The organism is Rhodococcus sp. NBC_00294 (genome assembly GCF_036163995.1).
GTDB lineage: Bacteria > Actinomycetota > Actinomycetes > Mycobacteriales > Mycobacteriaceae > Rhodococcoides.
This window is the reverse complement of record NZ_CP108043.1, coordinates 4450192-4470587: the sequence shown is the minus strand read 5'-3', so window position 1 is coordinate 4470587 and position 20396 is coordinate 4450192. Positions and strand designations below refer to the sequence as shown.

The 20396-nt window shown below is 68.8% G+C and carries 21 protein-coding genes; 9 read left to right on the top strand and 12 right to left on the bottom strand.

The genetic code is table 11. From position 1 onward, the window contains the following. The first annotated feature begins 31 nt into the window (after window positions 1-31). Window positions 32-1216, top strand: a complete 1185-nt coding sequence (locus OHB23_RS20970; protein WP_328810331.1) for a PucR family transcriptional regulator — start codon at window positions 32-34, stop codon at window positions 1214-1216. Here the strand turns inward: OHB23_RS20970 and OHB23_RS20965 are convergent. Beyond that, window positions 1160-2026: a short-chain dehydrogenase/reductase gene (locus OHB23_RS20965; protein WP_027504363.1), complete on the bottom strand. Its 867-nt coding sequence runs from the start codon at window positions 2024-2026 to the stop codon at window positions 1160-1162. The two genes, OHB23_RS20970 and OHB23_RS20965, sit on opposite strands and share 57 nt — an antisense overlap. A gap of 186 nt (window positions 2027-2212) precedes the next feature. On the opposite strand from OHB23_RS20965, the gene OHB23_RS20960 reads away from it, so the two are divergent. From OHB23_RS20960 to OHB23_RS20950, 3 genes are all read left to right on the top strand, one after another. Next, a complete protein-coding gene (locus tag OHB23_RS20960) occupies window positions 2213-3178 on the top strand; it encodes an acyl-CoA dehydrogenase (RefSeq protein ID WP_442972999.1) in 966 nt (321 codons plus the stop codon). Further along, on the top strand, window positions 3175-3927 hold the full coding sequence (locus OHB23_RS20955; RefSeq protein WP_328810330.1) for a PIG-L deacetylase family protein: 753 nt from the start codon (window positions 3175-3177) through the stop codon (window positions 3925-3927). The genes OHB23_RS20960 and OHB23_RS20955 overlap by 4 nt, the downstream gene beginning before the upstream one ends. Window positions 3928-4058: 131 nt before the next feature. Next, on the top strand, window positions 4059-4601 hold the full coding sequence (locus OHB23_RS20950; RefSeq protein ID WP_328811682.1) for a class I SAM-dependent methyltransferase: 543 nt from the start codon (window positions 4059-4061) through the stop codon (window positions 4599-4601). Here the strand turns inward: OHB23_RS20950 and OHB23_RS20945 are convergent, their stop codons facing one another. The 3 genes from OHB23_RS20945 to OHB23_RS20935 form a co-directional block, all read right to left on the bottom strand. After that, window positions 4602-5294, bottom strand: a complete 693-nt coding sequence (locus tag OHB23_RS20945) for a glycosyltransferase (protein ID WP_222627990.1) — start codon at window positions 5292-5294, stop codon at window positions 4602-4604. Window positions 5295-5355: 61 nt separating this feature from the next. Further along, window positions 5356-7743 carry an HAD-IC family P-type ATPase gene (locus OHB23_RS20940; RefSeq protein ID WP_328810329.1) on the bottom strand — a complete coding sequence of 796 codons (2388 nt, stop codon included), beginning with the start codon at window positions 7741-7743 and terminating at the stop codon, window positions 5356-5358. A gap of 36 nt (window positions 7744-7779) precedes the next feature. Next, on the bottom strand, window positions 7780-8502 hold the full coding sequence (locus OHB23_RS20935) for an ANTAR domain-containing protein (RefSeq protein WP_222639662.1): 723 nt from the start codon (window positions 8500-8502) through the stop codon (window positions 7780-7782). Window positions 8503-8816: 314 nt separating this feature from the next. Between OHB23_RS20935 and OHB23_RS20930 the strand changes: the two genes are divergently transcribed. Further along, window positions 8817-11171, top strand: coding sequence for a transketolase-like TK C-terminal-containing protein (locus OHB23_RS20930; RefSeq protein ID WP_328810328.1), 2355 nt, complete (start codon window positions 8817-8819; stop codon window positions 11169-11171). 13 nt (window positions 11172-11184) lie between these two features. On the opposite strand, the gene OHB23_RS20925 is transcribed toward OHB23_RS20930, so the two are convergent. From OHB23_RS20925 to OHB23_RS20915, 3 genes are read right to left on the bottom strand one after another with little or no spacing between them, the layout of a single operon-like run. Continuing rightward, the gene (locus OHB23_RS20925) at window positions 11185-11514 is read right to left on the bottom strand and encodes a DMT family transporter (RefSeq protein WP_328810327.1); all 330 of its coding nucleotides are present in this window, start codon (window positions 11512-11514) and stop codon (window positions 11185-11187) included. After that, the gene (locus tag OHB23_RS20920) at window positions 11511-11843 is read right to left on the bottom strand and encodes a DMT family transporter (protein ID WP_328810326.1); all 333 of its coding nucleotides are present in this window, start codon (window positions 11841-11843) and stop codon (window positions 11511-11513) included. Before OHB23_RS20920 ends, OHB23_RS20925 begins: the two co-directional genes overlap by 4 nt. Before the next feature lie 24 nt (window positions 11844-11867). Then, window positions 11868-12161 (bottom strand): chorismate mutase, encoded by a 294-nt coding sequence (locus tag OHB23_RS20915; RefSeq protein ID WP_037184031.1) that lies wholly within the window; start codon window positions 12159-12161, stop codon window positions 11868-11870. A 176-nt stretch (window positions 12162-12337) separates the two neighbouring features. On the opposite strand from OHB23_RS20915, the gene OHB23_RS20910 reads away from it, so the two are divergent. The 4 genes from OHB23_RS20910 to OHB23_RS20895 all read left to right on the top strand — a co-directional run bounded on the left by OHB23_RS20910 (window position 12338) and on the right by OHB23_RS20895 (window position 16328). Next, a complete protein-coding gene (locus OHB23_RS20910; RefSeq protein ID WP_308115495.1) occupies window positions 12338-13318 on the top strand; it encodes an iron-siderophore ABC transporter substrate-binding protein in 981 nt (326 codons plus the stop codon). A gap of 283 nt (window positions 13319-13601) precedes the next feature. Then, window positions 13602-14123: a MarR family winged helix-turn-helix transcriptional regulator gene (locus OHB23_RS20905; RefSeq protein ID WP_056446583.1), complete on the top strand. Its 522-nt coding sequence runs from the start codon at window positions 13602-13604 to the stop codon at window positions 14121-14123. 13 nt (window positions 14124-14136) lie between these two features. After that, window positions 14137-15333 carry a CaiB/BaiF CoA transferase family protein gene (locus OHB23_RS20900; protein WP_328810324.1) on the top strand — a complete coding sequence of 399 codons (1197 nt, stop codon included), beginning with the start codon at window positions 14137-14139 and terminating at the stop codon, window positions 15331-15333. Beyond that, window positions 15330-16328 carry a 2-hydroxyacid dehydrogenase gene (locus tag OHB23_RS20895; RefSeq protein ID WP_328810323.1) on the top strand — a complete coding sequence of 333 codons (999 nt, stop codon included), beginning with the start codon at window positions 15330-15332 and terminating at the stop codon, window positions 16326-16328. Before OHB23_RS20900 ends, OHB23_RS20895 begins: the two co-directional genes overlap by 4 nt. 3 nt (window positions 16329-16331) lie before the next feature. On the opposite strand, the gene OHB23_RS20890 is transcribed toward OHB23_RS20895, so the two are convergent. From OHB23_RS20890 to OHB23_RS20870, 5 genes are all read right to left on the bottom strand, one after another. Next, window positions 16332-16685 carry a hypothetical protein gene (locus OHB23_RS20890; RefSeq protein ID WP_056446591.1) on the bottom strand — a complete coding sequence of 118 codons (354 nt, stop codon included), beginning with the start codon at window positions 16683-16685 and terminating at the stop codon, window positions 16332-16334. Then, window positions 16682-17035 carry a TetR/AcrR family transcriptional regulator gene (locus tag OHB23_RS20885; RefSeq protein WP_328810322.1) on the bottom strand — a complete coding sequence of 118 codons (354 nt, stop codon included), beginning with the start codon at window positions 17033-17035 and terminating at the stop codon, window positions 16682-16684. Before OHB23_RS20885 ends, OHB23_RS20890 begins: the two co-directional genes overlap by 4 nt. Window positions 17036-17053: 18 nt before the next feature. Continuing rightward, window positions 17054-18115, bottom strand: a complete 1062-nt coding sequence (locus OHB23_RS20880) for a threonine aldolase family protein (protein WP_328810321.1) — start codon at window positions 18113-18115, stop codon at window positions 17054-17056. Window positions 18116-18143: 28 nt separating this feature from the next. Continuing rightward, window positions 18144-19214, bottom strand: coding sequence for an amidohydrolase family protein (locus OHB23_RS20875; RefSeq protein ID WP_222639623.1), 1071 nt, complete (start codon window positions 19212-19214; stop codon window positions 18144-18146). A gap of 99 nt (window positions 19215-19313) precedes the next feature. Further along, window positions 19314-20375: a hypothetical protein gene (locus OHB23_RS20870; protein WP_328810320.1), complete on the bottom strand. Its 1062-nt coding sequence runs from the start codon at window positions 20373-20375 to the stop codon at window positions 19314-19316. Between the last annotated feature and the right edge of the window lie 21 nt (window positions 20376-20396).

Sequence of the window (20396 nt, the reverse complement as noted above, 5' to 3'; positions counted from 1 at the left end):
GGACAGGCAGGGTGGTGGAAGAGGAGGCGCGATGAGCGACCGGACGGGTACTCCGCGGGAGCGGGAGATCGCCGCGCGCATCGCCTCCCTCGTCACCGACGCCGAGCAGGAACTCGATGCCGTCGCGTCGGACCTGACGTCGTTGTACCGCAGAAGCATTCCGGTGTACGACTCGGTGGCGCACGAGGAGGTACAGCGCAACACGCGCGCCGTCCTGGACATCGTGCTGTGGCGAGTGCGCAGCGATGCGCCTGCCGTGAACGAGCGGGACGTCGCCGACCTGGTCCGGCGGTGGGCTGATCAGCGGATCCCCCTCGAACTCGTCGCACACAGCATCCAGCTCGGTGCCCGCGAGCTGTTCAAGATGATCCGGCGCAACGCCGTCGAGCAGCAGTTGGCGACCGATGTCATCGACGACATGCAGGACATGATGTGGGAGTGGGCCACGTCGTACTCGGCCGCCGTGAACACGGTGATGCAGGAACGAGCGGTCACGGGTGCCACCCGGCGTGCGGATCTCATCCGGCAGCTCGTCGACGGGTCGTACGTGCCCGCGTCCGTCGAGCGGGACGCCCGTGAGCACGGTATCGCGCTCGATCACCACTACAGCGTCGCCTGTGTGACCTGGAACGACTCGTCGATCGTGTCGGACATCCGGTCGATGCTGCGACTACGTTGCGGCACCGACGATCTCGGCGTGGTGGACGCTGTCATCGACGGCTGTCTCGTCGCCCTGCTGCCCGTGGTTCCGGACCGCCTCGCGGCCTCGGTGGCGGTCGGTCTGGGCGATGCTCGACCGGCCACGGACGCGCGCGCGTCGTACGGGCAGGCCCGGCACGCACTCGACCTCGCCACCCGCTTCGCGAGGACGGGGGTGGTCGACCTGGCCGCACTCGGACCGCTTCCTCTCCTCGCGCTGGGGGAGGAGGCCGCGGATCGACTCGCGTCCGCGCATCTGACCACGGTGGCCGAACGCGGCGAGGCGGGTCGCGAGATCCTGGACACCGTCGCGGCGTACCTCGACCACGATCGGCGCGTCGACGACACCGCCGCCGCCCTCTTCGTGCATCGCAACACCGTGCGCAACAGGGTGGCGCGTTTCGGTGATCTGACGGGCCTCGACATCGACCGGACAGCCGATCTCGTCCTCGCGTGGTGGCTACTGACGCGTGAGCGCAGCGCGCGCTCGGCTCTCCAGGATCCCCCGCTCCAGTAGTGGAACCGTCTTCCGCATCTTCGGACGGAGAATCGCGTCCCACAGCGAGCCGGTGAACACACCGCGGATCTTGTCGACGCCGCGCAGAGCGCCCGGCACGTACACCTTCCGGCGGCGCCGGACGATGGCGTCGACGAACGCGTCGGCGCAGTCCTCGACGTCGGTGACGACATCGAACGGCCAGGGCAGTTCCTCGATGCTCGCCCGCACCGACTCGATGCTGTGCTGCGACTCGAACATCGGAGTCCGGACGAATGCGGGATGCGCGACCCCGACGCCGACGCCCTTGTGTGCCACCTCGAGGCGCAGTCCGCCGCCGAATGCCTCGACACCCGTCTTGGCGGCCGCGTAGGCGGACTGGCCCGGCACGGTCTTCAGGGCGGCCGCGGACGAGACCAACAGATAGAAGCCGCGCTGTGCGGTCACGGCGGGCAACGTGGCGTGCACGGTGCGGATGACGCCGTTCAAATTGATGTCGACGATGCGGGTCAGTGTCTCGACGTCGCTGATGGCGACGGTGCCGGCCTCGGCGATGCCCGCATTGGCCACCACCACGTCGAGGCACCCGTACTCCGAGAGGATCTGTGCAACAGCTGATTCGAGTGACGCGGTGTCCGTGACGTCGGCGGTCACGGCCAGGTGCCGGCCGTGAGCGCTGGTGTCCAGGCTCCCGATCACCGATGCGGGTATGTCGGATCGGTCCACGAGCACCACGTGCGCGCCCTGCGACGCGAGTCGGCGTCCGGTCTCGAGACCGATCCCGGACGCACCGCCGGTGATGAGTACGACCTTGCCTGCCATCGATGCCATGCGCTGTCCTTCACGGGTCGTCGTTCGCGGTCCCCTCAGCGTCGCCCGGCGAGCAGCCCCGCGACAGGTGCGTGACTCCACGTCGGGTCGGCCTGCGCTGTGCAGCCGCACAGCGAGCGATCGACCGGTCTGCGTAGGCCTGACGCTGATCGGGTACCCCGCGGAACGACGACAGGAGCAACTCACGTGAGTACGGACGATCTCGACCCCGGTGTCGCCGCGGCCGTACGGTCCCGCATCGCGTCCGCTGGTGAGATCCCGCTACCGGGGTCCGGTGCGACCAGGCGACGCTGGGATCTGCTGGCCGCGTGGTGCCGCGACGACGCGGTGGTCGGCCGGTTGCTCGAAGCCCACTTCGACGCTGTCGCCATCTGCGCGGAGCTGGGTGGTCCCGCGACCTCGTCCGAGCAGATGTGGGGAGTGTGGGCCGCAGAGACGCCGCCGCCCGTCAACGCGGTCTCCGACGAGCACGGTTCCTGGTCGCTGACCGGCCGGAAGATCTGGTGCTCGGGCGCCCACAGTTGCTCGCACGCGCTGGTGACGGCACGGGCGGGGGAGGACTCCGCCTTGTTCGCCGTGGCGCTGGACAGCGGCACCGTGACCCCTGAACCGAACACGTGGCACGCGACGGGTATGCGCGAGAGCGATTCCGGCGCAGTGTCTCTCGCGGGAACGCCCGCGGTCGCGGTGGGGCAACCGGGTGACTACACCGCGCGTGCCGGATTCTGGCACGGTGCGATCGGGGTGGCCGCCTGCTGGTTCGGGGTGGCACTCGCCGTCGCCGACCCGCTCTACCGCCGGGCCGCTGCGGACCGGGCCGGACCGCATGCGCTCGCGCACCTCGGAGCAGTGGACGCGGCACTGACGGCCTGTGTCAACACCTTCGACGTCGCTGCCGACGAGGTGGACCGAGACCCACTGGCTCTGGACGAGGCGAGAGTCCGCGCCATGCGGGTTCGCGCCATCGTGGAGCGGGCCTGCACCGAAGTTCTCGACCGGGTCGGCCGCGCGCTGGGTGCGGCACCCCTCGGTCTGGACGCGGAGCACTCCCGCCGGGTGGCAGACCTGACGACGTATCTTCGCCAGAGCCACGCCGAGGTCGATCTGGAGAACCTGGGCCGGGCGGTCGCGGCGTCGGGTTCCGCATCGTGAGTGTGGGCAGGTTCGCGGAGCGCCCGGTGGCACAGCGTGGAACGCCGGAGTCCGTGTGGCGCGAGAACGGTCCGACGTACCCCGACCTTGTCCACGACGGGCTGGCGCATCTGGTCCTCGTCGCTCCGCACCCTGACGACGAGGTCCTCGGTCTGGGCGGCTGGGCATCGATGCTGGCCGCGTCCGGTGTCCCGGTGACGGTGGTCGCCGTCACTGACGGGGGCGCGTCTCACACCCCCACGCCCGCGCGGTCGCGCGCCGACCTGGAAGCGGTGCGCAGAGCCGAGAGTGCCTCGGCGCTGGTGGATCTCGGTATCGTCGACGTCCGTCGGCTGAGCGTGCCCGACGGACAGGTGGCCGAGTACGAGCGCGCCCTCGTCGTCGCTCTCGTCGACGTGCTCGACACCGTGGGGCGCGGTACGACGGTGTGGTGCGCGACGACGCTGCGCGGCGACGGCCACCCCGATCACGAAGCGGTCGGGCGCGCGTCGGCCGCGGCGGCGAGCCGGAACGGGTGCACGCTCGTCGAGTACCCGGTGTGGATGTGGCACTGGGCAGAACCGGGGGACGAGGCCGTGGACTGGGAATCGGCCCGCACGATCACGCTCGACGCGGACGCGATCGCGCGCAAGGAGGTAGCGGTGAGCAGATTCGTCAGCCAGACGACTCGGGACGGGAACGAGGACGAGATCCTCCCGCCGTGGGTTCTGGAGCGGCTCCTGCGTTCTCGCGAGACGGTGTTCGTGTGAGCGGGCAAGCCGGAGGCCGGTCGGAATCGGGCGGGCAGGCCGGAGGCCGGTCGGAATCGGGCGGGCAGGCCGGAGGCCGGTCGGAATCGGGCGGGCAGGCCAGAGGTGTCCCGGTGAGTTATTTCGAGCGCATGTACGAGGCCGATCCGGACCCGTGGGGGTTCGAGAGCCGGTGGTACGAGCGACGCAAGTACGCCCTCACGATGGCAATGCTTCCGAACGAGCGGTACCGGTCGGCCTTCGAGCCGGGGTGTTCCGTCGGAGTTCTGTCCGAACTCATCGCGGGCCGAGCCGATCGCCTGCTCTCCACGGACATCGCGGAGGCACCGTTGCGTCGCGCGCGGGAGCGTGGGATTCCGAACGTGGAGTTCCGCCGAGAGTCGCTGCACGACGGGTGGCCGGACGAGCAGTTCGATCTCGTCGTGCTGAGCGAGATGTGTTACTACGTCCACCCGACGCAGCTCGACGCTCTGGTGTCGAAGGCGGTCGATGCGGCAGAGCCCGGCGGAACCGTGTGCGTCGCGCACTGGCGCCACGACGTTCCGGAGTACCCGAGCACTGCGGCCGAGGTGCACACCGCGTTCCGCGCGTCACCGCACCTGCTCCTCCGGGCGGAGTACCGCGACGACGACGTTCTCGTCGACGTCTTCACGCGGGGTACCGGCGCACACTGATCAGGCGGTGACGGGAGTCGCCATCTCGTCGAGGAACGTGGCGAAACCACCTGTGGTGCGCGTACTGGTGCGGGCCGACGTGGTCACGCACGGAGCGCCGGTGCGGCGTATGCGGTACCCCCGGCGTCCGAGTCGCTCGACCAGATCGACGTCCTCGTGGACGGCGAGCGCACGGAATCCGCCGACCGCACGGTAGGCGTCGGCGCGCACCGCGAGGTTGGCTCCGTGGACCTGCAGGAGACCGCGTCGTTCACGGTCCGCGTAGTCGCGCCGGAATCGCCGGAGCACGACGGGATCACGCAGGCCCTCGTCGACGCGCACCGGTCCGGGGACGACGTGTGCCTGCGCAGCGCACGCCACGATCGATCGGAAGTGGCCGGGGTCGACCAGCGAATCGGCGTCGGTGTTGACGTACCAGGTGGACGATCCGGCGCTCGACGTCTCGGACCGGAACCCCAGGGCCCGTGCAGCTCCCACGTTCGCGACGTCCGTCGTGACGCACCGGACGCCCCCACCCACCACCTCCGCGGTGCGGTCACTGCAGGCGTCCAGCACCACCACCAGTCGGACGGGGACCGGCGACAGCGTGCGAGCGGTGCGCAGGGCATCGAGGCACGCAGACAGCGACGCGTCCTCGTTGTGGGCGGGCACCACTGCGACGATGCGCTCGACCCGGGCCGGCGTGAAATGCACACCTGTGAAATGCCCGATTACCATCGTCGCCAATCATGCGCAGCGCGCGGTGCTGTGCGCGCTACGCCGTGCGGTGCGCGCGGCGCCGCATGGCGGGGCGTACCGCCTCCAGGACCGCGATACCCACTGCCGCGGAGACGAAGGCGAGCACGGTGTAGGACACGTTGCCCGCATCGAGCTCGAAGAAGCGGGCGAGCGGCGGCACGGTGAAGATGACCGCGTAGGCCGCCACGGACACGGTCAGCAGAGTCACCTTCCACCACTGCATGGGCCGGGCCACCGTCCCGAGGACCCACATCGCGACGACGATCAGCGTGATGAGCGCCGAGGTGCTCGACTGGATCCGGTCCGCCCGCGAGGCATCGGGTCCGTCGTAGGTGGCGAGGTAGGTCGCGAACGTGGCGACACCCACCACCAGTCCGGCGGGGACCGCCTTGCGCAGCACCCGAGGGACGAAGCCGGAGCGGGCCCGTTCGTTGTTCGGCGCCAGCGACAGCAGGAACGCGGGAATGCCGATGGTGAACCACGCCGCGATGGTGACGTGGCGGGGAAGAAACGGGTAGGGCAGCGGGTCGACGTTCACGACCAGGGACAGCAGACCGGACAGCCCGACGAGGACCGCGAGCACCACCGAGTAGACCGTCTTGGTGAGGAACAGCGTGGAGACCCGTTCGATGTTGCCGATGACTCGTCGACCCTCGGCCACCACGTGGGGCAGCGTCGAGAAGGCGTTGTCCAGCAACACGATCTGCGCCACGGACCGCGCCGCGGGACTTCCCGCGCCCATGGCGACACCGATGTCGGCCTTCTTCAGTGCGAGAACGTCGTTGACGCCGTCACCCGTCATGGCCACCGTGTGACCACGGCTCTGCAAGGCGGTGACCATGTCCCGCTTCTGTTCCGGGCGTACCCGTCCGAACACGGCATGACGCTCCATGGTGTCCGCGAGATCGTCCGTGTTCGACGGGAGACTGCGAGCGTCGACCGCATCGCCCGACGGCAGCGCGTCGAGCGACCCGGCCACCGCGCCCACGGACACCGCGTTGTCGCCGGAGATGATCTTGACCTGGACGGACTGATCCGCGAAGTAGTTCAGTGTGTCGCCGGCGTCCGCCCGGATCTTCTGCTCGAGCACGACGAGGGCTCGGGGCGTCACGACACCCGGCGCGTCGGCGTGATCCATCGGGAGGTCGCTGGTGGCGAAGAGCAGCACCCTCTTTCCGGCCGCACCCAGCTCGGTGGCGCGTGCGGAGGCCTCCGATACCGGGTCCAGCAGCACGTCCGGAGCACCGATCAGGAAGTTGCCCGCGTCGGGGAAGGAGACTCCGCTCCACTTCTTCTCCGACGAGAACGGAGCCCGCGCGGACGCCGTCCGGGCAGGTGCGGTCGGAAGCGCGTCGGCGACGGCGATCATGCTGGCGTTCGGTCGATCGTCGTCGGCGACGACGGCGGACAGGTCGCGCCGGACGTCCTCGTCGGACTCGGCCGACAGCACGAGGAGGTCCGACATGACCATCGCGTTCTCGGTCAGCGTTCCGGTCTTGTCGGCGCACACCACGTCGATACGGGCCAGCCCCTCGACCGCCGGAAGCTCCTGCACGAGGCACTGTCGACGTCCGAGGCGGACCACGCCGACGGCGAAGGCCAGTGAGGTGAGCAGGACCAGTCCTTCCGGCACCATCGGGACCAGCGCCGCCACCATGCCGTTGAGCGCGGGGCCGAGCGGCTGGCCCGTGACGACGAGCTGGTTGATGACGATGACGATGCCGGCCGGGACCATCACCCGGGTGATGTGGCGGAGGATGCGGTCGATACCGGACCGGAGTTCGGAGTCGATGAGCGTGAACTTGCCTGCCTCCTCGGCCAACTGGGCCGCGTACGCTTCCCTCCCCACCTTGGTGACGCGGTAGGCTCCGCGGCCGGCGACGACGAACGACCCGGAGAACACGGAGTCGCTCGGGGTCTTGGTCATCGAGTCGGACTCACCCGTCAGCAGTGATTCGTCGACGTCGAGCGAGTCCGCCTCGATCACGTCGCCGTCGACGATGATCTGATCGCCCGGACCGAGTTCCACGACGTCGCCGAGCACCACCTCGTGGGGAGCGAGGTCCCGTGCACGGCCGTCTCGTCGCACGAGGGGCCGACTCTGGCCCACGATGGCGAGCGCGTCGAGGGTGCGCTTCGCGCGCAGTTCCTGGATGATGCCGATCCCGCTGTTGGCGACGATGAGCAGACCGAACATCGCGTCGATGATCGATCCGGTCGACAGAACGATGACGAGAAGTACCGCCAGAATCGCGTTGATGCGCGTGAAGATGTTGCCGCGCAGGATGTCTGCGACCGACCTCGAGGAGCGGGCCGGCACGTCGTTGGACCGACCCTGCGATGCGAGGGTCTCCGCTTCCGCTGTGGTGAGTCCGACTGCGGTGGGGACGTCGCTCGACAGCATGAAGGGGAGCCTAGTGGGTGTCGGCGACGACGGTCGTCAGCCTCGTTGGTCGTCCAGCACCCGTCGAGCCTGCTCGGTGACCGTGGTCCCAGCGCTGTAGGCCTGTGCTCGCAGCAGTGCCGACGCGGCCTGGACGCCGAGGTGGTGCCGAGCGACCACCACGCCGATCGCCAGGTGCACGGTCGACAGGTCGAAGCCGTGGTCGGGCCCGCCGTCGACGGCCGTGAGGACAGTGTCTCCGTCCAGGTCGTCGCACAGGGGAACTCGCGGCGCCAGCAACTCCGGGCGACGTTCCACGAGCGCTGCGATGGCGGCGTCGGAGTGCGTGCTGCTGCGGCGTCGACCACGCCAGTACATCTGGAGCGTTCCCAGGGGGGTGGCGGGTGTACCGATGGGGAACGTCGCGACCTCGACGACTCCGAGGGTCGCCAATTCGTCGACGAGAGTGGTCCAGCGGACGCCGTGGTCAGGGTCCTCGACATCGAGTCGGCTGTGTCCCGCTCCCGCCATCGACTCGGTGTGCGGTCCGCAGCCGAGCAGGTACTGGAGGTCGGCCAGCCGCTCCGCCAGGTCGTCCGTCGCGTACGTGACGAGCCGGACGTCGGCATCGGCCGCCGATTCCGCCACCACGGCGGCTCCGTCCGCCCGGCACCACTGCACGCACGCGGCCAGCCATGTCTCCGCAGTGCGTCCGGACCGCAGGGCGCCCGTGACGCGTTCGTCGGGTGGATGGGGCTCGCGGGCCGAGTTCGATGCCATGGGGCGTCCTTCGCTGCGTTCGTGTAACCGGTTCGTGGACCGCAGCTGAGGGTGTGTCTCGCCGTTCATCGTGTACCCGTCCGTCGGCTCCGCACACCACATCCGGCCGGTGTCCTCGAACACGGGCGCCCACTCACCGGGTGTCGGCGGTCACCCGAGTGGTCGACACGCTCGGAAGACCCACGACGACATGCGGTGCTGTGCGCAGAATGCTCGGTCGCGGAGCCGGATCTTGCGCAGTCGGCAAGACCGTGGTCACCTGGGGACCTCCGCGAAGCATCGAGCCGGAGATGACGTCCTGAGGGGGCAGCGCCATGACCAGCAACGAGCATGTCGACGATCGAGCGCCACAGACGGTGGAGACCCTGGAGGAGATCGCACAGCGTGTGTTGTGGCTGTCGACCTCGATGATCCACCACGCCAATCGAATTCGGCCCAACCCCAGCGGACTCAAAGTCGGAGGCCATCAAGCCTCGTGCGCGTCGATGGTGTCGATCATGACCTCCCTGTGGTTCGAACAGTTGCAGCCCGGGGACCGGGTGTCGGTCAAGCCGCACGCGTCTCCGGTGCTGCACGCGATCAACTACCTCCTCGGTGAGTTGGACGAGAAGTACCTGACGACGCTGCGGTCCTACGGCGGTCTGCAGTCCTACCCCTCGCGTGCCAAGGACCCCGACACCGTCGACTACTCCACCGGGTCCGTGGGAATCGGAGCGACCGCACCGATCTGGGGTGCGATGTCGCGCCGCTACGTCGACGCCGCCTTCGGTGACGCGCACGACGACGCCCGGACAGCGACCGGATTCCGGGGGCGGCAGTACTCGCTCGTCGGCGACGCCGAACTGGACGAGGGCGCGGTGTGGGAAGCGGTGATCGACCCGGGAATCGCCGACCTCGGCGAGATCGTGTGGATCGTCGACCTGAACCGCCAATCGCTGGATCGAGTGGTGCCGAACTTCGCTGCGCGGCGGCTGGAGAAGATGTTCGACGCCGCCGGCTGGCAGGTCGTCACGGTCTCGTTCGGCACCCTTCTCGACGCATTGTTCGCCCGTCCCGGCGGCGAGGCCCTGCGCGAACGCATCGTCGACATGCCGAACCCGGAGTACCAACGCCTCCTGCGCTGCACGGCGGACGAACTGCGCACCCGACTGCCCGGCGCCGGGCCCGGTGCCGAACGGATTCGTGCCCTCGTCGCCGATCTGGACGATGCCGCTCTGACGGAGGCCGTCCGCAACCTGGGCGGACACGACCTCGCCGCACTGCGCGCCGCGTTCGCCCGTATCGACGACACCCGTCCCACCGTGATCATCGCGTACACCGTCAAGGGCTTCGGGTTGCCGACGCAGGGTCATCCGCAGAATCACTCGTCGTTGCTGACGGTCGAGGAGTACGCCGCACTCGCCGGCACGCTGGGCACCGACCCCGACGCGCCCTGGGCACGATTCTCGGACGACAGTCCGGCCGGGCGGGTGTGCGCGGACACCGCGGACCGGCTGCGCCGGGAACCGATACACACGGCCGAGCCTCCCTCGGTGCCCACCGACATCGGGCGCACGCCCAAGGGAACGGCGACGACGCAGGCCGCGCTCGGTCGCGTCCTGCTCGACCTGACCAGAGCGGCGCCGGAAGCCGCCCGACGTGTGGTGACCGTCAGCCCGGACGTCAGCTCCACCACCAACCTGGGCGGCTGGGTGAACAAGGTCGGAGTGTGGTCGTCCTCGGAGCGCCACGACTGGTTCGGTGACGACGCCGAGACGATCATGCACTGGCGCGAGAGCCCCACGGGGCAACACATGGAACTGGGCATCGCCGAGACCAACCTCGTCGGACTGATGGGCGAGCTCGGTGCGACGTGGAGCCGGTGGGGAGAGCCGCTGTTCCCGATCGGAGTCATGTACGACCCGTTCGTCGAGCGCGCGCTCGAGCCGTGGTCGTACGGCATCTACGCAGGCGGACAGTCCATCCTCGTCGGCACCCCCTCGGGAGTGACCCTGGCGGCGGAAGGTGGTGCGCACCAGTCGATCAAGACGCCGTCGATCGGGTTGGAGCAGCCCGGGTGCGTGAGCTGGGAACCGGCGTTCGCGATCGACGTCGAGTGGACTCTGCTGGCGGCGATCGGGCGGTTGGGGCGCCCGGGCGGCACGTCGGCGTATCTGCGCCTGTCGACCAGGCCGGTCGATCAGTCGCTGGCGAATGTTCCGGCGGATCCGGCGGCGCGGGAGCGCCGACGGCGGCAGGTGGTCGCCGGGGGATACCCGCTGGTGCGGCGGGACGGTGCGGTGGTGACCATCGCGGCGATGGGCGCGATGGTCACCGAGGCCCTCGACGCGGCGGAGCGGCTCGAACAGATCGGGCTCGCTGCCGACGTCCTGTGCGTCACGAGTCCGGGGGAGCTGTATCGGGCGGTGCAGGCACGGCAGGGGCATCTCGAGGCGGAGTCGTGGATTCTCGATCATCTGCTGCCGGCAGAGCGGGCGACGCCGATGGTGACGGTCCTCGACGGTCATCCCCACACGCTCGCGTTCCTGGCGACGGTGAATCGGGTGCCGTCCACGTCTCTCGGGGTGAGTGAGTTCGGTCAGGTCGGCGCACTCGACGAGGTGTACCGCCACCATCAGATCGACACCGACTCGATCGTCCGGGCCGCACTCGACGTCACCGGTCACTGACTGCTCGGCAGGTTCATCGAGCGGCCGCGGCACCGAGTTCGATGAGCAGGACGCCGATGACGATGCATGCGATCCCGCCGAGCATGCGGCGGGTCAGGGGTTCTCGAAAGAGGTACCGGGAGGCCACGGCGGTGAGGGCAACTCCGGACGCGGCCCAGATGCCGTAGGCCACTCCCAGGGCCAGACCGGAACGGAGCGCACCGAGCAGGGCGACGAACGCGAGGAGATAGCCGAGAGCGACGACCCCGTAGAACGCGGGGCGTCCGGTGGCCGCCACGCGGAGCGACAGCGTGGCCGACACCTCGAGGAGGATGGCGCCGAGGAGGAAGAGGTACTGCGTCACGGTTCCCGCTCTGCGGGGTGGGACCCGGTCTCGACGAGGAGTACACCGACGATGACCAGTCCGATTCCGAGACCCATCACGATGGTCAGCGGTTCACCGAAGAGCGCTGAGGCGAGAAGGGCGGTGAGAGCGACACCGCCTGCTCCCCAGATACCGTAGGCGACACCGAGGGCCATACCGCGGCGCAGTACGGACGCGAGTCCGACGAAGGCCAGCAGATAACCGAAGATCACCACGACATAGAGGACGGGACGGGTCTCGGAACCTTTGAGCGACAGGGTGGCGGACACTTCGGCCACCACGGCCGCCGCCAGAACGAACCACACCATGCGGTAGTTCTACCGCGGGCGGGACTAGCGAGCGATCTGTCCGCGGCCCATACGCAGGAGGAGCATGCCGAGGGTGCGGCCCTCGCGGCCGAGATCACCGAAGTGCTGGAGCACCGACATCTCGCGTGCGGACGATGCGGCCGAGCGGGGCTCCATCATGCCGACGGTGCGAGTGAGCTCGGTGCGTCGTGCCACTGCGGCCAGGATCTGGGCGTCGAGACGCTCGATCTCGTCGTGCATGGAGTCGATGTCGTGGGCGGTGTCGGCACCGTGGTTGCGCGTGACGTCTGCGGTGGCGAAGTCGGTTGCAATGCTCATGTCTACTGAATCGCGCCCATCCCGAATTTCATTACCGATCTGCCGAGATATTTTTCGGCGACCAGTCGAGAACGGGTCTCACCTGCGGTGATGCAGATTGTGAGCTGGATCGCAGTGCGCCCGTGGGCCTCAGGTGAGGTTAGGCTAACGCAATGTTTCTCACCGTGTGTGCGCCCGTGAGGCGACTGATCCCTGTACTCGTCGCGACGGTGGCCCTCACCGTGTCGTGCTCGTCGGCCGCCACCGAGGACGGCCGCGACGCGGCGCAGACAGCGGCCGGCGGCGTCTATCCCGCGACGGTCGACACCGCGTTCGGCGCCGTCGACCTCGAATCGGCGCCGACGCGCGTCGTGGCGCTGGGGTGGGGGGACGCGGAGACGGCATTGGCCCTCGGGGTCCAGCCGGTCGGTGCCAGCGACTGGCTCGACTTCGGCGGAGAGGGCGTCGGTCCGTGGGCGGAGGGTCTCTACGACACACCACCCGAGATCATCGGAACCCTGGAACCGTCCTACGAAGCAGTGGCGGCACTCGAGCCGGATCTGATCCTCGACACCAAGAGCTCGGGCGACGTCGGCCGGCACGACCGGCTGGCGGCCATCGCCCCGACCGTCGGCATCCCGGAGGGTGCGGAGAACTACACGACGTCCTACGAGGATCAGGTCACCATGGTGGCCGCGGCGCTCGGTGTGCCCGAGAAGGGCGCCGAGCTGATCGCCGGGCTGGACGACGGCTTCCGCACGGCCGCTGCGGACCATCCGGAGTTCGCAGAGAAGACCGTGACGGTGGGCGCCCTCAGCGGAACCGGCTACGGCGCCTACATAGAGGACAGCGAGCGGGTGCAGTTCCTGATGCGGCTCGGGTTCCGGCAGAACCCGACCATCGCATCGATGACCCCGGTGCGGTTCTCCGTACCGATCGCGGACGAGCAGCTGGGTCTGCTCGACGCGGATCTCGTCGTCATGTTTCCGATCGGCAAGACTGCGCAGGACATCGAGCAGAACCCGCTGTTCCGCAGCATCCCGGCCGTGGCGCAGGGGCATGCGATCGTGTTCGACGACCCGGCGGTGGCGAAGTCCTACTCCACCAACTCGGCGCTCTCGCTGCAGTACGCACTCGACACCGTGGTGCCCATGCTGGCGGAGGCGCTCCGGTCGTGATGCTCGGAGGCGATCGCTCACGCGTGCCTTCACCAGCGGCGCGACCTCGGTGCCGAGCAACTCGATGCCCCGCAGCATGGTCCGTCCAAGAGATGCGCCACCCGCTCGCGAGCGGTGACGCGGTGGCCGGTGTCGTACTCGACGACGGCCGACACGAAGTTGCCGATCCCGATGTGCATTGGTGCCGTTCTGCCGATGTAGTGAAGTGTCAACACTCTGTGGTGTCGTCGAGTTGAACCTTCAAGTGAGGGTAGCGAAGGTTCACGACACCTAGGCTGGGTGCGTGAACGACGACGTCGAGTGGCTGCGACCCGACGAGGTACGCGCGTGGCTCGCGGTCGCAGGCCTCCTCGAGGCGCTCCCCGCAGTACTGAACTCGCAATTGAAGAACGACGCGGGGGTCAACCACTTCGAATACATGCTTCTGGCCGGTCTGTCCGAGTCGCCTGGTCGGAGTTCGCCGACGAGTGAGATCGCTGCCTTCGCCGCAGGATCACTTTCTCGGGTCTCCCACGCACTCACGCGTATGGAGTCGCGGGGGTGGGTCGAACGGGGGCCACGCGGAGGCCCCGGTGGGCAGACCGCGGTGACGTTGACCGACGAGGGCATGGAGATCGTTCGTCGCGCGGCTCCCGGTCACGTCGCGCAGGTGCGAGAACTGGTCGTCGACCGCCTCGGTCGTGAGGACGCACTCGAGCTCGGGCGACTCGCGGGCCGGGTGCTCGAGGGTGCGAACCCGGCGGTCCACAGGATGCTGATGGACCGGTATCCCGAGCAGGACGTGCGCCCGGACGACCGGGACTGACGGAGAGGACCCCATGTCGCTACCGCTGACCGGCATTCGAGTGCTGGAGCTCGGCAACTACATCGCCGCGCCGACCGCGGGACGCATGCTCGCGGACTTCGGCGCGGAGGTGATCAAGGTCGAGCGACCCGGCACCGGCGACGAGATCCGGAACTGGCGTCTCTATTCCGGTACCACGTCGATGTTGTACCGGACGATCAACCGCAACAAGAAGTCGATCGTGCTCGATCTGCGCACCGAGCAGGGGCGGCAGGACGTGCTGGATCTCGCCGCGCAGTGCGACATCGTGCTCGAGAACTTTCGGCCCGGCACTCTCGAGAAATGGGGACTCTCGCCGGAGCAGTTGAGCGAGAGGAACCCCGATCTCATCATCACCCGCATCTCCGCTTTCGGGCAGACCGGTCCGATGGCCGAGCGTCCGGGCTTCGCCGCCGTCGCGGAGGCCTACGGGGGATTTCGCAACCTCGTCGGCGACCCCGACCGACCACCGGTTCGCGTCGGAGTGTCGATCGGTGACTCCATCGCCGGCCTCTACGCCGCCTTCGGTTGTGTCATGGCTCTGTTCCGACGCCAGACCGCGTCGAGCGAGCTCTCGCTCGAGCAACGCTCGATCGACGTCGCGCTCAACGAGTCGATTCTGTCGATGATGGAATCGCTGGTACCCGACTACCTCGCCTACGGAGTGGAACGCGAACGCACCGGTGGGCGGATGGAAGGCATCGCGCCCTCGAATGCGTACCCGTGCAACGACGGTCACTCGATCATCATCGCCGGCAACGGCGACGCCATCTTCCAGCGCTACATGGAGACGATCGGTCGGCCGGATCTCGGCGCGGATCCCGAGCTGTCCGCCAACGCCGGCCGCTGGCGACGTCGGGACGAACTGGACGCGGCCATCTCCGCCTGGACCATGCTGCACTCCCGCGATGAGGCGTTGGCGGTGCTCGATCAGGCCGGTGTGCCGTCGGGGCCCATCTACACGGCCGCCGACATCGTGCGGGATCCACAGTACCGAGCGCGCAACATGATTCAGACGTTCCCCGTGGACGTCGGTGGTGAGACTCCGGTGGACGTGGGTTTCGTCGGTGTGGTGCCCGTCATCGGCGACGCGTCCGTTCCCATCCGATCGCTCGGACCGGACCTCGGCGAGCACACCGCCGAAGTACTGCGGGAACTGTTGGGACGCACCGAGAGCGAGCACGACGCATGACACGGATTCTGGTCACCCTGCCGATTCCCGAACCAGGTATGGAGATTCTGCGCCGCGCCGCCGACGTCGACGTCGACGTCGACGTGATCGCGCTCGATCACGTCGCGCTGGCGGAGCGATGCGCCTCCGGCGACTACGACGTGGTGGTGGCCCAGCTCCGGGACCGGTTCGACAGCGCACTGCTCGCCGGTGCGCGGCTGCGTGGGATCTCCAACTACGCGGTGGGTGTCGACAACATCGACGTCGGCGCCGCCACCGTCCGAGGCATCGTCGTCGGGAACACTCCGGGCGTCCTGACGGACTCCACGGCGGACATCGCTCTCCTGCTGATGCTGGCCACCGCGCGTCGGGCGCTCGAGGCGGACCGGACGGTGCGCGCCGGTGAGTTCACCGGATGGGCACCGGACCTGATGCTCGGCACGGACGTGTCCGGACGGGTGCTGGGACTGGCCGGATTCGGGCGCATCGCTCGCGCGACGGCGCGGCGCGCTCTCGGATTCGGTATGACGGTGCGGTTCTGCCCACGGCCCCCGTCCGACAGGCCCGTCGACGATGCGGAGCTCGACGAGTTCGGCGGTCGCGTCGAGCACGTCTCGTGGGACGAGTTGGTGGCGACGAGCGACTTCCTGTCCCTGCACGTTCCGCTGACCGAGGCGACGTACCACCTCGTCGATGCTCGGGTTCTCGGCGCGATGAAGACCTCCGCGATTCTGGTGAACACCGCGCGCGGGCCGGTGGTCGACGAGTCCGCTCTGGTGGAGGCGTTGCGGGACGGCGTGATCGCCGGTGCGGGGCTCGACGTGTACGAGGACGAACCGGCCACGGCACCCGGCCTGTCGGAGCTGGCCAACACCGTGCTGCTGCCGCACGTCGGGAGCGCGACGGTGTCGGTGCGGAGCGAGATGGCGCGTCTGTGCGCGGAGAACGCCGTCGCGATGGCCGCCGGCACGATGCCGCCCCACGCCGTCAATCCGGAGGCATGGGCGGACCTGTGAGAACTAGGTCGCGAGTGCGGCGTTGACCGCGTTCTCCGTTCGGGTCGGATCGTCCACCGTCAGGACGAGTCGATCGAACCGTCCGGTGCCGTCGAGCTCGATCACAATGTTGCGCACCGGGTCCCCGACGTTCCAGAACACTTTCTCGCCGTCACGATGGAAGGTGCCGGCGTACTTTCCCGGTATCGAGAGGCCCGGAGCCCTGATGCCCCTGGGCTCACGCCGTACACCGGTGTCGACGGTGGCGCCCTTCACCTCGGACAGCGGAATGTCGAGTCGGCGCGTGAAGCTCCAGAGCTTGTCGAGGCCGCGTGGTTCGACGACCAGTCGGCCGTCGACGATGGTCACGGTGTTCATGCTGTGCCCTTTCTCTCGATGCAGGCGCGCGTGAGTATCGCGTCGCCCAGTGCCCGTGCGTCGATGTTCTCGGCAACCAACTTCTCGCGGATCTCCTGCCTCACCGAGGGATCGGAGGGGGCCAGATCCATGAGAGCGACGAGAAGCAGAGGCATCGTGGAGTGCGTCGAGCACAGTGCGGTGAGGAACAGTCCGCGCTTGCTTCCGAACGCGTTGTAGAGGCTCGCCCGTCGGATGCCGACGGCGTCGAGGATCTGATCGACGGACGCGCCGGTGTAACCGTGACGGACGAACGTGTCGACGGCGGCCGCGAGCACAGTGTCCGTGTCGAACTCGCGCGGTCTCGGCATGCACCCATTCTAGACTGATCAGTCAATAATGGCGAGCGCCCGCACGGCATCGACGAACGCGTCCACGTCGCGCGCAGTGTGCGCGAACGACGTCACGAGACGCACGACCCCCGGCTCCCACCGGTCGTCGTAGAACGTGAATCCGCGGTCGTGCAGTGCCTGTGTCAGAGCAGCGGGGAAGCGGAAGTAGGACATGTTCGCCGACGCGTCGCCCACGACCTCGATGCCCCCGATCTGTCGGAGCCCGTCTCGGAGCCGCGCGGCCATCGCGTTGGCGTTCCGCGCATGACGCATCCAGAGGTCGTTCTCCAGGTACGCGACCAGTTGCGCGCTCTGGAACCGCATCTTGGACGTCAGCTGGCCACCGCGCTTGTGTCGGAACGCCAGTTCGGTGGACAACGAGGGATCGAACGACACGATGGCCTCGGCGGTCATCGTGCCGTTCTTCGTCGCGCCGAAGGACAGGATGTCCACGCCTGCTCGCCAGGTCATCTCGGCCGGCGTGCACTCGAGGGCCACGAGCGCGTTGGCGAACCGGGCGCCGTCCATGTGCACGCGGAGTCCGGCATCGTGCGCGATGGACGACACCTCACGCACCTCGTCGAGGGTGTGGACGCTGCCCGTCTCGGTGACCTGCGTGAGGCTCACCACCGACGGCTGGACACTGTGGACGTCGCCGCGTCGTCGCACGACCGCGGCGCGCAGTGCGGTGGGATCCATCGTCGAACGGGGGCCGTCCACGAGGACGATCTTGGCGCCGTCGGTGAAGAACTCCGGAGCGCCGGCCTCGTCGTTGGTGATGTGGCCGTCGGGATGAGTGAGGATGCTGCCCCACGGCGGTGTACACGCGGCCAGCGCCAGTCCGTTGGCCGCCGAACCGGTTCCGACGACGAACACGTCGACGGGACGCTCGAAGACGTCGGCCATCAGCGTCGTGAGACGAGCGGACGTCGGATCGTTGCCGTACGGGGCTGCGAGCCCGGTCGATGCCTGCGCCATGGCCGCGAGGATCTCCGGGGCGGTGCCCGCGGCATTGTCGCTGAGATATCCGGTGAGTGGGGCAGTGGTGCTCGTGGCCATACCCCCATGGTGGCAGAACCTCGACCGGCTACCGCAGCTCCGCCGCCAGCCGAGGGAGCAGCGCGAGGGGATTGGCGCGTTCCACCCGTGCCCGGCCGTCGCCGTCGAACACGTCGGACAGGCCGGGGGCCGGGTCGTCCGTGTCCGAGGCGGAGTAGGTGAGTCCGCTGAAGGGCCAGTCGGTTCCGAAGACGATGTGGTCGATGTCGGTCACTTCGAGCACCGATCGCAGCGACGACGCCGAGGCGGACAGTGCGGTGTCGTAATGGAAGCGTCGCAGTGCACCCTCGAGGCCGAGCAGCGACACGGACGGGATCTGATCCGGTGCGACGGCGCGGGGCGCATTCAGCCGCGTGGCGAGGTACGGCAGGCAACCACCCGCGTGAGCGAGGACGAAGCGGATGTTCGGATACCGGTCGAGGGTGCCGGCCGCGATCATCTCGACCGCGGTCCGTGTGGTCTCGAACGGGAACTCGAGGAGGAAGCTCGGAAGCGGCAGTGGGGGAGCCGAACCCGCGGGGAGCTCGCCGGGGTGCACGAAGACGAGGGCGGACCGCGCGTCGAGCAACGCCATGATCGGCTCGAAGCGTGGGTCACCGAGGTAGATGCCGTCGTACGACGACAGCAGTGCCACCCCGTCCATTCCCAGCACGTCCAGGCCGTACGCGATCTCGGCGAGGGACGCCGGCACGTCCGGAAGTGGCACGGTGACCAGGGAGCCGAAACGAGTGGGATGCAGTCGAACCTGGTCGGCCGCGTAGTCGTTGCAGGAGCGCGCGAGGCGCACCGCCTCGAGGCCGCGCACGAACCGCACTCCGGGGTCGGAGATCGAGAGCACCTGGGCCGCGATGCCGAACTCGTCCATGAACGCGAGAGCGGACTCCGGCGACCACGCGGGCAGCGGTAGGCCGCCCGGAACCAGAAGCCCGGCGCGCAGCACGGCCTCCCGATACATCGGCGGGATCATGTGCGCGTGTAGGTCCACTCGATACGCGCCTGTGGGAGCGGCCGAGGCCGTCGGTCCCGTGGCCGCGAGCAGCCCCGTGCCGAGCACGCCTCCGCCGATCAGAGTCTGCAGAGCCTGTCGTCGTGTCGCCATCGTCGTTCCCCCCGTGTGCGGAAGCCGTCCCCCCGGCTCCGCGGCAACGTAACAGGCGTCGGTGCCACTCCTGATGTTTTCATCGGAATTCGGGACCGGTCACGAGTCGACGTGGTCCTGCGTGTCGTCCAGTCGGCCGGCAGCTGCGCGTCGACGAAGGACCTCGCGGTGTCCGAACGTCGCACGGAGAATCTGCTCCCGGTCGGCCACGGTGCTGCCGACGGCGCCCGCCACGGTGCCGAGTGATGCCGAGAGCCAGGCCAGGCGAACGTAATCGGAGAGGTTCGCCGCACGCCCGATCTGTTCGGACAGGAACGACGGAGAGATCACCACCGCGGCCGCCGCGCCGACCACCGCGAACAGGACCGCGTACATGACGGCCACCCCGGACACGACCGTACCGAGGGTGGCGAGGTTGTACATCGTGCGATCGAACCCACGCTCGCGTCGAGCGCGCCTCTCCCACAGTCCGTTCGGCACGATGAGCCATGTCGTCACGGCCACGAGGGCGGTGGCGGACACCGCTGACAGACGCACGATCGACATCGAGGCCGCCATCTGCCAGATGCTCGAGTAGAAGAGGCCGAACGCGGACGTCGCGGTCGCCGCGGCGAGTGCGCCGGACAACGTCGGCATCAACCGCCACGGGCGGTTGGTGCGGATCATGCCCGCTACCACCCGCGCACGCCCCAGCAGGGCGGGCGCCACCAGGGCGTCGTGGCCGGACACGGTGGACCAGTGCGCGAGACCCGTGGCGGGATCGGGCCTGTCGACACCGGTGGCGTCGCGTAGCGCTTCCAGCGCGGCCAGCGTGACGGCGCGCGCCCGCGGCGCGACTCGGTGGGTCCCGAACGACGGAACGTAGACGACCACCATCGACGGCCCGACGATCTCGGCGAGTACGGGGCGGGACCGCACGCGCCGCGGTATCTCGGACACGCACACGGTGAGGATGTCCTCGCTGCCCCCGGTATGGCCGAGCAGGGACGCCCAGGTGTCCAGGTCGGGGCTGCCGCTCTGTACCGGTGGCAACGGGATCGCGACCTGGTCGACGGTGAGCACGTCGCCGTCGCGCGTGGCCGATCCGTCGAGATCGGCCGCGACGGAGTCGGCGACGGCGGCGGCGAAGCCGGGATCGGACGCGACTCTGACGACGGGCATCCTGGTCGGCTACCCGTGTCG

What these genes read in the sequence shown, in the direction of transcription:
- OHB23_RS20970 (WP_328810331.1), top strand. Translation starts at nt 32, where the DNA reads ATGAGCGACCGGACGGGTACTCCGCGGGAGCGGGAGATCGCCGCGCGC.
- OHB23_RS20965 (WP_027504363.1), bottom strand. Translation starts at nt 2,026, where the DNA reads ATGGCATCGATGGCAGGCAAGGTCGTACTCATCACCGGCGGTGCGTCC.
- OHB23_RS20950 (WP_328811682.1), top strand. Translation starts at nt 4,059, where the DNA reads ATGTACGAGGCCGATCCGGACCCGTGGGGGTTCGAGAGCCGGTGGTAC.
- OHB23_RS20940 (WP_328810329.1), bottom strand. Translation starts at nt 7,743, where the DNA reads ATGCTGTCGAGCGACGTCCCCACCGCAGTCGGACTCACCACAGCGGAA.
- OHB23_RS20935 (WP_222639662.1), bottom strand. Translation starts at nt 8,502, where the DNA reads ATGGCATCGAACTCGGCCCGCGAGCCCCATCCACCCGACGAACGCGTC.
- OHB23_RS20930 (WP_328810328.1), top strand. Translation starts at nt 8,817, where the DNA reads ATGACCAGCAACGAGCATGTCGACGATCGAGCGCCACAGACGGTGGAG.
- OHB23_RS20920 (WP_328810326.1), bottom strand. Translation starts at nt 11,843, where the DNA reads ATGGTGTGGTTCGTTCTGGCGGCGGCCGTGGTGGCCGAAGTGTCCGCC.
- OHB23_RS20915 (WP_037184031.1), bottom strand. Translation starts at nt 12,161, where the DNA reads ATGAGCATTGCAACCGACTTCGCCACCGCAGACGTCACGCGCAACCAC.
- OHB23_RS20900 (WP_328810324.1), top strand. Translation starts at nt 14,137, where the DNA reads ATGTCGCTACCGCTGACCGGCATTCGAGTGCTGGAGCTCGGCAACTAC.
- OHB23_RS20895 (WP_328810323.1), top strand. Translation starts at nt 15,330, where the DNA reads ATGACACGGATTCTGGTCACCCTGCCGATTCCCGAACCAGGTATGGAG.
- OHB23_RS20890 (WP_056446591.1), bottom strand. Translation starts at nt 16,685, where the DNA reads ATGAACACCGTGACCATCGTCGACGGCCGACTGGTCGTCGAACCACGC.
- OHB23_RS20885 (WP_328810322.1), bottom strand. Translation starts at nt 17,035, where the DNA reads ATGCCGAGACCGCGCGAGTTCGACACGGACACTGTGCTCGCGGCCGCC.
- OHB23_RS20880 (WP_328810321.1), bottom strand. Translation starts at nt 18,115, where the DNA reads ATGGCCACGAGCACCACTGCCCCACTCACCGGATATCTCAGCGACAAT.
- OHB23_RS20875 (WP_222639623.1), bottom strand. Translation starts at nt 19,214, where the DNA reads ATGGCGACACGACGACAGGCTCTGCAGACTCTGATCGGCGGAGGCGTG.
- OHB23_RS20870 (WP_328810320.1), bottom strand. Translation starts at nt 20,375, where the DNA reads ATGCCCGTCGTCAGAGTCGCGTCCGATCCCGGCTTCGCCGCCGCCGTC.